This is a genomic window from Olivibacter sitiensis DSM 17696 (assembly GCF_000427965.1).
GTDB lineage: Bacteria > Bacteroidota > Bacteroidia > Sphingobacteriales > Sphingobacteriaceae > Olivibacter > Olivibacter sitiensis.
Map to the genome: position 1 here is coordinate 1 of NZ_ATZA01000008.1, position 12,479 is coordinate 12,479.

Here is a 12,479-nt window from a genome sequence, read left to right on the forward strand (position 1 = left end):
GAATCTGCTTGTTGGACTTGCCGTTACGCCGATTGCCACTGGTGCGCTGGGCTTCGTCCATATGGCTCTCCATCTCAGCTTCTAACGCTGCTTCTAAAAACTTCTTCATTAAAGGAGCAAAAGCTCCGTTCTTGCCATAAAGTGATTCACCGCTGCGTAACTGTTCCAGCGCTTTGTCCTTCATGGATTCAAAATCAAAATCGTTTTCCTTAATACTCATAATTACTATGTCAAAAATAATACTTCTATTTATTATCCTTGACACAGTTTATTTTACAGTCTCTCTTCAAAATTAATTTCTAAAAGCGCGTAGTCTTTTTCAGAATCAAATTCTTTAATAGCGGAGACTTTTATATCTTTGAATTCTGACTTGAAATCAGATTGCTTTTGAATTTTAATATCCTCAATATTTGGCTTTGCTTTTCCTAAACAGTGAGCTGCGGTGAAAACATAAAAAGTTGTTTTTCCCGCAATTAGCACACCACTACCAGTTTCTCCATTGCATTTTATTCTAACACAATATTTTTCAGCAGTATTAAAAGTCATTATTAGTGAATGTATTTTTATGTTCTATTTTCCAGTTACCAATTTTAAAATCATCAGCTGTTATAAATTCACCTATTTTTGATTTTAAGCTTTCTAAACTATAATTTGTGTAAATATTCGAAATTTTATCATTTCGATTTTTTTTACAAACTATTCTTGCAATAGTTTCTCTAGATGGATGTTTATGGTTTGAAGTGCCTCCATTTGTTGAAATTAAAAAATTGTTAGATTTAATTAATGATAATAATTCTTGGGAAGTGTTATTTAAACTTCCGTGGTGAGAAACTTTCACAAAATCCACTTCAAGTGGGTTCGTTTCATTATAATCTAGACCTTTCAAATTATCACAAATAACTTCCGCTCTTGAATCTGCTAAAAGCAGAAAGCTTAAATCAGGGCATTTTAATAAAAATGCAATAGAAGAAGAATTGTAAATATCATTATTAATTGATTTTTCTGGTTTAAAATCAATGTTATTAAGTTCTTCAAGTGACTTAGAGTAATTTGGTGTGTCCTTAGAAATTAGTACTTTAAGCTCTTTTTCCTTATGCTTAGTTCTTTTTTTTAGCCAGACTTCATACAATTTGTTTTTGATTTCAGGTGTGGGTGAAAGTATCGTAAGCTCTAAGCCCTTAATATTTCTTATTTGATTTTCTGTAGTAATTTCTTTAATAACTACATCCGTTTTTTTCTGTTTTATTAAGGCTTTCCAATCTTCTGCTTGAGGTACACTAATTAGAGCTTTGTCAGGCTTGGGCTCATAGAATTCTATATCGGGCTGATTATACCAAATTTCACCAATTTCTATTTTCTCTATTAAACTATTTTTAAAAAAATTAATTAATCCACCAATATGATCGTTGTCAATGTGTGTTAAAACAAGTAGATCTATTTTGGAGATTTCTTTTAATTGTTTTTTTAAAGAATATTCAAATGTTGACGGAGTTCCTCCATCTATAAGAATGATAATCTCGACGTTATCTTTATCGTACGTTTTAATTAATATAGAATCACCATTATAGGCTGGTAGAATGTTTAATTCAGTGTGAGTCCTTTTCATTGATAAATGGATATTTAGAATTACACATAACAACTCTTTTAATGCAACGCTATTCTAATAAATGTTTTTATCACCCAAATCTAACCAGCCTCCCTCAAACTGCCTTCCGGTTTCCCGTATTTAGCGGCTCCAGCGCTAATTTTCAGGTACTATTTATTTATAGAGGTATAGATTATAGGTCGGTTCATTGGCCCTTGGCTGTCCTGTTGACTCGGTTTATAATTGTTTACTCCATCCGGTCACAATCTGTGACCAGTTTATTTTTAATTCTCTTTTTTGCTCTTTTCAATCTTAAACCCGATCTCACCTTTTGACCTCGGTTTTGCCACGGTATTGTGCTCCTTTTCCTGCAAGCGGTCGATGTATTCGAAGAGCAGTTCGATATTCTGGTCGTGTCCTTTCTGTTTCTTGGCGATTTGTTCTACGGTGTATCTGATTTCAGCTATTTCTAGTTTGACTTCTGCATTATCGGCAAGTAGCTGTCTCATGCGAGTGAATATCCGCATAATCTGGATGTTGATCTGAATGGCGAGCTTGCTGTTTAGTATCGATGATAGCATGGCTACTCCTTGTTCCGTAAAACAAAAAGGAGCGTATCTTAAACCCTGCCTGTCGGAATTGGAGGTCACAATTTGTGACCTCCAATCTTCAAACTCATCATTAGACATTTCGAACATAAAATCCTCTGGAAACCTATCTATATTCCTATTCACAGCTTGATTCAACACACGTGTTTCGATACTATACGACTCGGCTAACTTACTGTGTATCATAAAATTTATGTTGCGAATATGGTATGTCTTATCTGGCACATCGGTCTCGAGTACTACGATTTCTTTATTGCTTTTGTCGATCTTCGCCATAGGCATCGGTTTGATCTTGAAGTCACAATTTGTGACTTCAAGTTTAGTTAACGATTAGTGATTTTACTGTTTACAAATTCAGCACTACTTCAACCTATAAATCTTCTCCCTACCCCTTTTCCTATCCGTATCTTCCACTTTGTCCTTCAGTTCTCCCTTCTTGGATAAATCCGTTATCTTGAACGGGCTTAATTTTTTTCTTCACTTTTTCTTCCTATCTCATATCCGATCTTTTTCCTTGGCTTGTCTTCCTTTTCGATAAACTTACTAAGGTAACTGAATAGTACCTCGATTTTTTGATCATGCTTTATCATCTGTTTTTCCACTTGTTCTACCCGAAGGGACACGTCCTTGTGTGCCAGAAGCATTTCCCTGATCTTTGTATAGACGCGCATGATCTGTATATTCACCTGTATTGCCTGCTCGCTGTTAAGTACACTGGATAACATCAATACACCATGTTCCGTAAAAACATAAGGAAGTGTTCTTCTACCTCCTCTCCCAATCTTTGAGGTCGCAATTTGCGACCTCAAAGATTGCCATTCGCTTTCTTTCAACTGAAACATAAAGTCTTCCGGAAAGCGGGTCATATTACGTCTTACTTGTTCATTTAGACGTTTGGTTGTGACATTATAAAGCTCTGCCAAATCACTATCTAACATCACTTTTTGCTCCCGGATGAGATAAATCTTATTGACCACCACCTCATCTGGTATTATTGATTTCTCAAGCGTATTATTTGGTTGTTTAGCCATCTCTGTTGGCGATTTTTTCATTGTTTGATATCGCAATCTGCGATATTAAGCATATTCAGTAAAGTGTTTCACTTATGATTTCACTCCGTGGTCGCACTTGTGACCAATTATTTCATTCCTCTAGGGGCTCTTCTGGCATAAAATCTTTAAGGCTACATTTTAAGTATATGGCTAATTTATTCAATTGATCATATGTATACATACTTCCAGACGTTTCCATTTCGATCTGTCCAATATACCCCGGAGTTACATCAAATTGATTCGCAATTTTTGCTTGGCTAATTTTTAGCGCTTCTCTTCTTTTCCTTACCAATTTTACTATCTCCCATTCGCTTCTTGATTTTGGTGTCGTTGCTTTAGCCATAAGCTTGTATTTACGTTTGATATCGCAGATTGTAACGTCAAAATCAATTATTTTCCATAAATCTCCTCAAACAGCTCCCCTTGATTCTTATCTACGGCTTTCTCGATTAACAGTAACTCGTAAGCTTCCAACGACCCTTTACGGAAGTAAAGGTCTTTAAGTCTGTTTTCGTCAATTCCAGTTTTGACAGATATTTCCTCGATAGAGTTTTTGCTTACTTCAAATTGTAACATAAATTTCCCAAAGGGAGTCCTTCCTTGCGTTTTATAGCCTTTCAGTCTAATGTTTCCAAAAACTATTTTTGTTGCGTTTAAACAGGAATCTCCGAAGGCGGTGTATATCTTATAGTATGTCTCTGCTGTCAATCTATCAACCTGTCCCTTTTTCAATTTACTTACTTGGCTTTTAGACACGCCTGATTTATTAGCTAGCATTTTATCTAACCATTTAAGTTCGTCTAATTTCTTGTTTATATAGTTGTTGATATTATGTTTCATAACTTTTTTAAGTTTCTTTGTTTGTGTATTTTGAAATGAAGAAACTTATCATTATATTTGCACTACTAATTGATACTATTCTGTCTTCAAGGAAGACAGCTAAATATATTACGAGACTCGAAGCTTGAGTAACGACCACCTTCGAGACGGTAAGCATCGCCCTTTCCGGGTAAAGTGCTATATTTGCACTTATCCTTAAGGGAGGGCATGCCTTACTGGAAAGCTGTGGTGGTGGTCGTTTCAAGCACTGTAGCAAGTACGGTGAGGCATTGCCTTTCCTTTAAAACCTGTTCAGTGTGTAGCTCGTTCATATCATAACCAAAAGAGATTATGAGAACGACAGTATTAACCACCATCCATTCCATAGACTCGATCCAAGATCGGCGGTCGTACTATTCTCGTAAACAATCCTTAAAGAACATCATTGCTTCGCCCGAATAAATCCACCGAAGTATTAAACAGAAAGGGGCGTAATGGGATAGGGCCACATAAAAGCCACACCCACACAGGCCATAAAAAATGGTCACTATCCATTCTGTTTGCCACCCCATGCCATCAGGAAACGTCACGTTTGCTTAGGTTGGAGATAGGCTATTTTTTCGGTTACTGCAATTACCTATAAAAGTAAAACTTATTTCCTTTCATTGCAAGCAAAAAGGGTGCTTTCTAGGGGCATGGCGGTTGGTTTTTGATAATTTATATTCTTAAATAACTCAAAATCAATCTAAAAATGAAGCATTTTTATGCTAAGGGGAATGCTATGCCTTTTGTAAAGCATAAAGCCCAAAGCAGAAAGACTAAAGCGCCCACGCGCAAAGGCCTTTCGCACTATTTAAAACTTACCACTTATAACATAAAACTCACCCCGTTCCTTACGGCCTTCGGCCTTATAACGCTCTTGTTTGTGTGTCCGGCCAAGGCGCAGACTCCCGAGAACTCGGGAGCCGGCCAAGGCCAAAAGGCCGTAGACCTCACTTCCCTGGGCATACAGATAGGGGAGGAGGTGCCCGATATCACCATCACTAATCTGCACAATTACAAGGATAAGGATGGTAGGCCCGCCACAACGGCCAAGCTATCCGACTTCCGCGGTAAGCTGCTCATACTGGACTTCTGGGCCACTTGGTGCAGTCCTTGCGTGGCCATGATACCCCGCATGGACAGCCTGCAAAAGGCCTTTGGCGACAAGGTGCAGTTTCTCTCTGTTACTTACCAAAAAGATGAAGAGGTGCTGCCGTTTCTGGAAAAGTTCGAGCAGCAGAAAGGAAAACACCACGACTTGCCGGTCGCTACGGCAGATAGTGCCCTGCGTAGGCTTTTCCCGCACCGTACTTTGCCGCACTACGTGTGGATAGATGGGGATGGGAAGGTAGCGGCCATCAGTTCCCATGAAGAGGTGAAGGGAGAGAATATAGCCAAGTTGTTTTACAATGGTAAACCAGAAATTGCCAGAAAACAGGACATGCAGGTGGCCTACGACGCAGAGAAACCCTTGTTCATAAATGGAAACGGAGGCGACGGAAGGGAGCTGCTGTTTTATACCTATTTTTCAGGTTATGTGGAAGGGCTTCCGGGAGGTTATGCAATACATAACAAAAAAGAAGAAGCCAGTAGAAAAATCAATGCCATCAATCTGCCTCTGAGGTGGCTTTACGCCTTGGCGTATGGAGGCAGAAAGGCATATTACGGCAAGAATAGGATTGTGTTTGAGGTGAAAGATATTGCACGGTTGGATACTGAGCTAATAGGGGAGGAATATAAGGACTGGATGCGCGCGGGCAATGGTTACTGTTATGAGGCCAATTTCCCCGATCATTTGGCAGACAGCGCCTTTCAGATTATGCAGGCAGACCTGAGGAGATATATTCCGCAATATCGTGCCCAAGTGGAAAGACGAATTGTGAAATGCTGGGCACTATCCAGAATAAAAGGGAGTGCCGCGCCAATAAGCCGCGGCGGTCAGCCCAAAGCAGAATATGGGGCATATGGCTGCACGCTCGTCAATGCCAGCCTTGCAAACCTCGTCATGAGGCTCAACGTGCTCTACCAACAGCACTCCCCCTATCCCTTGATAGACGATACGGGTATAAAGGAAATGGTTGACCTGAGGATAGAGGGCAACCTTTCCAAGATGGAGGAAATCAATAAGAGCCTGCATGCATACGGCTTGGCCTTTATCCTCACGGAAACACCAATAGATGTACTGGTCATTGCAGACAATCAATAAATCGACCCAACCTAAAACGAGAAATGAAAAAATCGATACTATGTATATTGCTAGGCCTTGTCTGTGCCTGGTCATATGGCCAGCAACGCAGACTGGAGGGCCAGTTGCTTGACAGATTGGACAACACGCCTATTGCCGGAGCCAGTATCATGACCAATGGCGGCCGCACTACGCAGTCAGACGAGAATGGCCGATTCCTACTGGTACTGAATAGCCAGGATAGCTTGATAACGGTACGCATGGTGGGTTATAGGAATGCCCGCATACGAGTTCCGGAAAATGGGGTGACCGTATTGAAAATGGAAAGGGACAACCTGCAACTCGGCGAAGTGGTGGTCAATACGGGCTATCAGTCCATTCCGCGCGAGCGGGCCACGGGTTCTTTTGTGCACCTGGATAGTGCGTTGCTCAACCGTAGTGTGAGTACCAATATCCTCAATAGGCTGGAAGACGTTACGTCTGGCCTGATAGTCAACCGCAACGGAAGCAATGCCAATCAGACGGCCGGCGCCGTGCCTGACATCAGCGTGAGGGGGGAGAGTACCATCTACTCCGAGACCCAGCCGCTCATCGTAGTGGACAACTTCCCGTATTCGGGAGACCTCAGTTCCATCAATCCCAATGACGTGGAGAGCATCACGGTGCTGAAGGATGCTGCAGCGGCATCCATCTGGGGCGCACGGGCGGGCAATGGCGTCATCGTCATCACCACAAGGAAAGGCCGGCAAGGACAGCCCACGCGTGTGTCCTTCAATACGAATCTGACCATAGGTGATAGGCCCGATCTGTTGTACCAGTCGCGTATGTCCTCTTCCGATTTTATAGATGTGGAGCGCATGCTCTTCGAGCGGGGCTTTTACAATGCCCGCGAGCAGAGTACCAACCACCAGCCCATCACCCCCGCGGTAGAGATCATGATAGCAGAACGTGATGGAATGATCGATCCGGCAACCGCCGCCCTACAGTTGGATGCCATGAGGGGCAACGATGTGTGGGCCGATGTGCAGCGCTATTTCTACAGGCCCATGGCCAACCAGCAGTATGCGCTTTCCCTAAGCGGTGCTTCAGGAGCGAACAGCTATCTGCTATCGGCGGGCTATGACAGAAACCTCGAGAACCTGGAGCGCAATAGTTTTGACCGTATTACGCTTAATGCTTCGCATAGCTTCTATTCGCGCGACAGTAAATTACAGTTGCACACCCTCATGTACCTGGCACAGGGCACCACCCTGACCAATAACAACGTGTACAACCTCACTTCCAATACGCTTACCTTTGTTTATCCCTACGGTAGTTTGCTCGATGAGCAGGGCAGGCCAGCTAACTTCTACACCTATTACCGAAAGAACTTCTTGGATAATCCGGGCCATGCCGATCTTTTGGATTGGAACTATGCGCCCCTTATTGATCTGGAGGCCCAGAACAATCGTACACGGCGGTTGGACTATAGGCTGAATGCCAACCTCAGCTATAAATTGCTCCCATTCCTGAAGGCCGAGCTGTTCTATCAATACAATGGCCTGGTGAATAGGCAACGCCAGCTTCAGGACGTGGATACGTATTTTGCACGCAATCTGATAAACGACTATAGCTACATTGACGCAAGCGGAGTATTGCAGCGGCATATACCGCTGGGAGGGATATTGGACCTCACCAATACTACCACTACCAGTCATAATGTACGTGGTATGCTGCATGTAGATCACAGTTGGGCCGAACACCATGCCTTGACGGCAATTGCCGGGTATGAGCTCATGGACAGTTATACCCTTGCCAATGTGCACAGGCAGTATGGTTATGATAGCCAGCATGCCACCGTGCAGGTTGTGGACTACAGTAGCCTTTTCGGGCGTTACAGCTATCCGGGCTCAACGGCACGCGTCCCTTTCAATGATTCGGAGCGCGACCTGACAGACCGCTACCTGAGCTATTTTGCCAATGCGGGCTATAGCTATAGGGAGCGCTACACGGCCACGACCAGTTACCGTAGGGACGAATCGAACATCTTCGGCGTCAATACCAATCAAAAGGGCGTGCCGCTCTACTCCCTGGGCCTGGGCTGGAACGCGAGTAACGAAACCTTTTACAATAGTGCCTGGTTGCCCTACCTGAAGCTGCGTGCCACCTATGGCCATAGCGGCAACGTGAACAAAAGCCTTTCGGCACTGATCGCGGCGCGCTATTGGGGTACGGATGCACTCACCGGATTGCCCTATGCACAGATTACCAATCCGCCCAATCCCGAACTGCGCTGGGAAAAGGTACGTACCATCAACCTAGGAGTGGATTTTGCCCTGAAAGGCGATAAGCTGGCCGGAACCTTGGAATATTACGACAAAAGGTCTACGGACCTCATCGGCGTTACTTCCTTCCCGCCCTCTTCCGGTATTACGTCCTTTACGGGCAACTATGCTTCCATGCAGGGAAGAGGGCTGGATCTCACGCTCAATAGCAGGAACCTGGATGGCACGTTGAAATGGACCACCAATCTGCTCTTTAGCTACAATACCGATAAGGTGACGGATTATGACTTCGATTATAGGACTGTATATGCCCTGAACGGTACCGATCCCGTAGTGGGAAAACCTATTCACCATGTGTTCAGCTTGGCCTGGGGCGGGCTGGATCCCCAAAATGGCGATCCTTTGGGCTATTGGGGCGGCGAAGAGAGCAAGGATTACGCCTCCATGATCAACAGCACGGCACTGGAAGACCTGATATACCATGGCCCGGCAAGGCCGCGGTACTTTGGGGCGCTCAGGAACAACTTCCAATGGAAAGACGTAAGCCTATCGTTCAATGTCAGTTACCGCTTGGGCTATTATATCAGGAAATCTACCGTACAGTATTATCAGGTGCTTAGAGGTGAACCTACGCATGGCGACTATGCGCTCAGGTGGCAACGACCCGGGGACGAGGAACATACGCAAATCCCATCATTGCCTGCGGTAAGCAACAGCTATCGGGACGATTTCCTGACTAGGTCAAGTGCCATGATAGACAAAGGCGACCATATCCGCTTGCAGGATATCAACCTCGCTTATGCGCTAAAGGGCAGACTGTTACAAAAGCTATCTCTTAAGCAAGCGCAGCTTTATGTCTATGCCAATAACCTGGCCCTGCTCTGGAAGGCAAGTAATTTTGACTTTGACCCCGATTACCAAAACCTGCCACCGGTACGGATCTATGCGCTGGGGCTTAAATTGGATTTTTAACTCGATATGCAAATGAACATGAAAAAAATACTATTACTGGCGGTTTTGAGTTTCCTGATGCTCTCATGCCGAAAAGAATTTCTGGATAAAAAGCCAGATAAATCTATAATTACACCTACTACTTTGGAGGAGCTTGAAGCTTTATTGAATAACAGAAGTAATTTATTCAATGGCAATACACCAAGGCTGCCTTTGGTCGCAACCGACAATATATGGACAACGCAAGAGAATCTGTTATCAGCAAATACCGAAGTTAGAAACAGTTTTTTATGGCGAACGGATATATATGAAGGGGAGAGTTCTGGTGATTGGATGTACCAGTACCAACGAATATTTTATTGTAATGTCATTCTTGAGCAATTACTTGTAGTCGATGCTGTAGATGATATGGAAAAATTTAACCAAATTAAGGGAGCTGCTTTATTTTTTAGGGCGTGGTCGCATTATGAACTTTCTCAGCAATTCGCATCACCATATAACGTGAATACGGCGAATGAGATGCTGGGTATACCTATAAGGACACAGGCTGACGTGAACATAAGAAACCACCGTGCTTCTGTACAAGAAACTTACAATGCAGTTATTGCAGATTTGTTGGAAGCAGAAATATATTTGCCATTAGAAGTCAGCAATAAAACAAGACCGTCTAAGATAGCAATATGGATTCTATTGGCTAGAATTTATTTGACGATGCATGATTACGGAAATGCACTTGGCTATGCAAAAAAGGCTCTGAGTGAGAAAAGTGAAGTGATAGACTATAATGATTACAATGTTGATAATGCTCTTTCGTTCCCGAGTTTTGCAAATGGTCTTAATGAAGAAGTGATATTGCACATGGCATCGTCTACCAATATTTTCGTCCATTACTTGATCGCCACATCTTATGTAGATACTGTGCTTGTAAGTCAGTATGCATCAAAGGATTTAAGGAAGCAACTTTTTTTTACTGATAGGGTAGCAAACAGGTATACATTTAAGGGTAGTTACGCAGGCAATGTCAACTTTACGGGTTTAGCAATAGATGAACTTTATCTAATTGCTGCGGAATGTCTCATTAGGCAAGGGAATTGGTTAGAAGGTATCTCCACGCTAAACCAATTGTTAGAGAAGAGATGGGCAAATGGCTTTTTTGAACCTATAAACGTCGATACTGGCGAGGAGGCATTGAGTGTGGTATTACAGGAACGCAGAAAGGAGTTGATCTTTAGGGGGCTTAGGTGGTCTGATTTGAGACGTTTGAATCAAGATCCAATGACAGCTGTTACATTGGTCAGAAAAATTGGGAACGAGGAATATTACCTCGAACCCAATTCCATTCGGTATACGTTTCCTATACCAGATCAGGAGATTAATAATAGCCAAATAGAGCAGAATCCAAGATAAGACTGGGAAAAGTGTCCCAGTCCTATATTCCCTCTATCAATATTGGCACTTAAGGATTTAGAGAGCTATGTACTGACCGATTCGGGCATTTTCTGGTGCTGCCTCCCCAGAAGAAGGTACATGATCGAAATATGCCGTACATATATTGCTTGCAACGTCACATACATAGTCTTGATTTTCTTGACCCGTTAATGGCTGCCAATTTGGACTAGAAGCGGTTCCCGCATTGTAATAATTATGCGCTTGCCGGCTTTCTTTTTTAGCTTGCGCAAATGCATATCCACCCATCAAGGAGCCACCCATCAACGCTACAAAAGTGTAGCTTGCCATGGCCTTTGCCGCTCTCCTAGCGGCAAGGGCCATTTTTTGTTTAATTGCTGTCTTGGACATAACAAATAAGTGTTGTGGAACGACCACCTTCTTTTCCTGGCCGCTCCAGGTTGCCTTCCAGATGCCTTGGAGCCCCCCATCCTTCAGGACATTTCAATAACTTTAACTTGGCTGTATGTTGCAGGGCAGACCCATAGCCCTGCTTACTGGGTTCTTCTTCCACTAAACGACTATTGCCTCCTTTCCTTTAGATTTGTGAAACCATCCGTTGATATATACGCTCCCGTAATGGAGATACAATGCGAGGTAGACTATGCCTAAATAGGCTATGTTGAAACAGGCATGCAGCCAATACGGCATATTGCTGATGATGCCACCGCAGGAGCAGGGCACACGCCCAAAAACCTTGGTGGCCGTAATAGCAATGTACAGGGTGAAGGCAAGCAGCAAACCGCCAGATGCCCAGAGTGCCAAAATGCGCGTTTGGGGTGCCATCAGCCCAATTGCCAGTAGGATTTCCATGCTGGGCACAATCCACACGAGCTGGTCAGCTAGGGGATCGGGAAAGACCTGGTTGCGCATTTCCCATTGGCTCTGGTCATAGTTGCCCAGCTTGCTGGCCGAGGCGTATATCCAGAGTAGCATGAGCAAAAAGCTGCAGGCGTTGATGACCAGTTGCCGCCAATGGGTACCGACGTATGTTTTTACTTTTCTCCAAATGCCTTTCATGCGCTTCGTGTTTTTCTTTTCCTCGGCTTCTGCATTTTTCCCTTTTGGGAATCCCTGTCTAGGAATCGATGTATTCCGTGCGAAACTCGAAATAGCCCGTGGGGTTTGCTGCCATCTTTGTCTCCTCTGGCGTGTCGTGCTCGGTATGGTCACTGCCTTTGATAATCTTGCCCCGCCTTTCATCGCGGGTAGCAAGTGCATCGGGAGGAACGGTGTAGTGTATGGGGAGTCTGTGCACCAGTACATAGGGTACATGAGTCGCTACATAGCCCAGAAATCCTACGGTCATTTTGGTGTCTATGAATAGGCCTTGCTCTGCCGTCAGCTCAAAATGCGTATGTAGCCATCCCTGAAAGTCAGCTGCAAGCGTGTCGGCCTCTGTTTGCAGGGCAGCATCGGGCAAGGCGTAGAGCGCAGCCAATACCTGCTGCACGCCATTTGGGTCTAGTGTGGGTTTTTCCATGATCGTTGCGTTTTAGTTATGCTTGATTTGATTAATTGCACTGG

The 12,479-nt window shown here is 43.8% G+C and carries 13 protein-coding genes and 1 pseudogene; 3 read left to right on the plus strand and 11 right to left on the minus strand.

Annotated elements, in window-relative coordinates:
• The 7 genes and pseudogenes from A37S_RS0105910 to A37S_RS0105940 form a co-directional block, all read right to left on the minus strand.
• Positions 1-220, minus strand: a pseudogene (locus A37S_RS0105910) (IS256 family transposase); the annotation flags it as partial.
• 53 nt (positions 221-273) lie between these two features.
• Positions 274-546: a trypsin-like serine protease gene (locus tag A37S_RS0105915; protein ID WP_028296187.1), complete on the minus strand. Its 273-nt coding sequence runs from the start codon at positions 544-546 to the stop codon at positions 274-276.
• Positions 536-1,606 carry a ComEC/Rec2 family competence protein gene (locus tag A37S_RS0105920; protein ID WP_028296188.1) on the minus strand — a complete coding sequence of 357 codons (1,071 nt, stop codon included), beginning with the start codon at positions 1,604-1,606 and terminating at the stop codon, positions 536-538. The genes A37S_RS0105915 and A37S_RS0105920 overlap by 11 nt, the downstream gene beginning before the upstream one ends.
• 263 nt (positions 1,607-1,869) lie before the next feature.
• Positions 1,870-2,469 (minus strand): ORF6N domain-containing protein, encoded by a 600-nt coding sequence (locus A37S_RS0105925; RefSeq protein WP_036601568.1) that lies wholly within the window; start codon positions 2,467-2,469, stop codon positions 1,870-1,872.
• A gap of 188 nt (positions 2,470-2,657) precedes the next feature.
• Positions 2,658-3,224: an ORF6N domain-containing protein gene (locus A37S_RS0105930; protein WP_036601571.1), complete on the minus strand. Its 567-nt coding sequence runs from the start codon at positions 3,222-3,224 to the stop codon at positions 2,658-2,660.
• A 112-nt stretch (positions 3,225-3,336) separates the two neighbouring features.
• A complete protein-coding gene (locus A37S_RS0105935) occupies positions 3,337-3,588 on the minus strand; it encodes a helix-turn-helix domain-containing protein (protein ID WP_028296191.1) in 252 nt (83 codons plus the stop codon).
• A 47-nt stretch (positions 3,589-3,635) separates the two neighbouring features.
• Positions 3,636-4,085: a helix-turn-helix domain-containing protein gene (locus A37S_RS0105940; RefSeq protein ID WP_028296192.1), complete on the minus strand. Its 450-nt coding sequence runs from the start codon at positions 4,083-4,085 to the stop codon at positions 3,636-3,638.
• 730 nt (positions 4,086-4,815) lie between these two features.
• On the opposite strand from A37S_RS0105940, the gene A37S_RS26130 reads away from it, so the two are divergent.
• The 3 genes from A37S_RS26130 to A37S_RS0105955 are packed head-to-tail and all read left to right on the plus strand — an operon-like array spanning position 4,816 to position 10,913.
• Entirely contained in the window at positions 4,816-6,312 is a 1,497-nt protein-coding gene (locus A37S_RS26130; RefSeq protein WP_028296193.1) for a TlpA family protein disulfide reductase, read from the plus strand.
• A 23-nt stretch (positions 6,313-6,335) separates the two neighbouring features.
• Complete coding sequence (locus A37S_RS0105950; protein ID WP_051292768.1) at positions 6,336-9,527, plus strand: SusC/RagA family TonB-linked outer membrane protein; 3,192 nt, start codon at positions 6,336-6,338, stop codon at positions 9,525-9,527.
• A gap of 12 nt (positions 9,528-9,539) precedes the next feature.
• Positions 9,540-10,913, plus strand: coding sequence for a RagB/SusD family nutrient uptake outer membrane protein (locus A37S_RS0105955; RefSeq protein ID WP_169719447.1), 1,374 nt, complete (start codon positions 9,540-9,542; stop codon positions 10,911-10,913).
• Positions 10,914-10,970: 57 nt separating this feature from the next.
• On the opposite strand, the gene A37S_RS0105960 is transcribed toward A37S_RS0105955, so the two are convergent.
• Genes A37S_RS0105960 through A37S_RS27430 form a run of 4 tightly spaced genes read right to left on the minus strand, consistent with a single transcriptional unit; the run spans position 10,971 to position 12,435 of the window.
• Complete coding sequence (locus tag A37S_RS0105960) at positions 10,971-11,303, minus strand: hypothetical protein (RefSeq protein WP_157278447.1); 333 nt, start codon at positions 11,301-11,303, stop codon at positions 10,971-10,973.
• The gene (locus A37S_RS27425) at positions 11,284-11,466 is read right to left on the minus strand and encodes a hypothetical protein (RefSeq protein ID WP_028296197.1); all 183 of its coding nucleotides are present in this window, start codon (positions 11,464-11,466) and stop codon (positions 11,284-11,286) included. The genes A37S_RS0105960 and A37S_RS27425 overlap by 20 nt, the downstream gene beginning before the upstream one ends.
• Positions 11,466-11,972, minus strand: a complete 507-nt coding sequence (locus tag A37S_RS26570) for a MauE/DoxX family redox-associated membrane protein (RefSeq protein WP_028296198.1) — start codon at positions 11,970-11,972, stop codon at positions 11,466-11,468. Before A37S_RS26570 ends, A37S_RS27425 begins: the two co-directional genes overlap by 1 nt.
• A gap of 58 nt (positions 11,973-12,030) precedes the next feature.
• Positions 12,031-12,435, minus strand: coding sequence for a hypothetical protein (locus A37S_RS27430; RefSeq protein WP_028296199.1), 405 nt, complete (start codon positions 12,433-12,435; stop codon positions 12,031-12,033).
• Positions 12,436-12,479 lie beyond the last annotated feature (44 nt).

Bases quoted from the DNA above. Each gene is read 5' to 3' on its own strand.
- A37S_RS0105915 (WP_028296187.1), bottom strand. From the start codon at position 546: ATGACTTTTAATACTGCTGAAAAATATTGTGTTAGAATAAAATGCAAT.
- A37S_RS0105920 (WP_028296188.1), bottom strand. From the start codon at position 1,606: ATGAAAAGGACTCACACTGAATTAAACATTCTACCAGCCTATAATGGT.
- A37S_RS0105925 (WP_036601568.1), bottom strand. From the start codon at position 2,469: ATGGCGAAGATCGACAAAAGCAATAAAGAAATCGTAGTACTCGAGACC.
- A37S_RS0105930 (WP_036601571.1), bottom strand. From the start codon at position 3,224: ATGGCTAAACAACCAAATAATACGCTTGAGAAATCAATAATACCAGAT.
- A37S_RS0105935 (WP_028296191.1), bottom strand. From the start codon at position 3,588: ATGGCTAAAGCAACGACACCAAAATCAAGAAGCGAATGGGAGATAGTA.
- A37S_RS0105940 (WP_028296192.1), bottom strand. From the start codon at position 4,085: ATGAAACATAATATCAACAACTATATAAACAAGAAATTAGACGAACTT.
- A37S_RS26130 (WP_028296193.1), top strand. From the start codon at position 4,816: ATGAAGCATTTTTATGCTAAGGGGAATGCTATGCCTTTTGTAAAGCAT.
- A37S_RS0105950 (WP_051292768.1), top strand. From the start codon at position 6,336: ATGAAAAAATCGATACTATGTATATTGCTAGGCCTTGTCTGTGCCTGG.
- A37S_RS0105955 (WP_169719447.1), top strand. From the start codon at position 9,540: ATGAACATGAAAAAAATACTATTACTGGCGGTTTTGAGTTTCCTGATG.
- A37S_RS0105960 (WP_157278447.1), bottom strand. From the start codon at position 11,303: ATGTCCAAGACAGCAATTAAACAAAAAATGGCCCTTGCCGCTAGGAGA.
- A37S_RS26570 (WP_028296198.1), bottom strand. From the start codon at position 11,972: ATGAAAGGCATTTGGAGAAAAGTAAAAACATACGTCGGTACCCATTGG.
- A37S_RS27430 (WP_028296199.1), bottom strand. From the start codon at position 12,435: ATGGAAAAACCCACACTAGACCCAAATGGCGTGCAGCAGGTATTGGCT.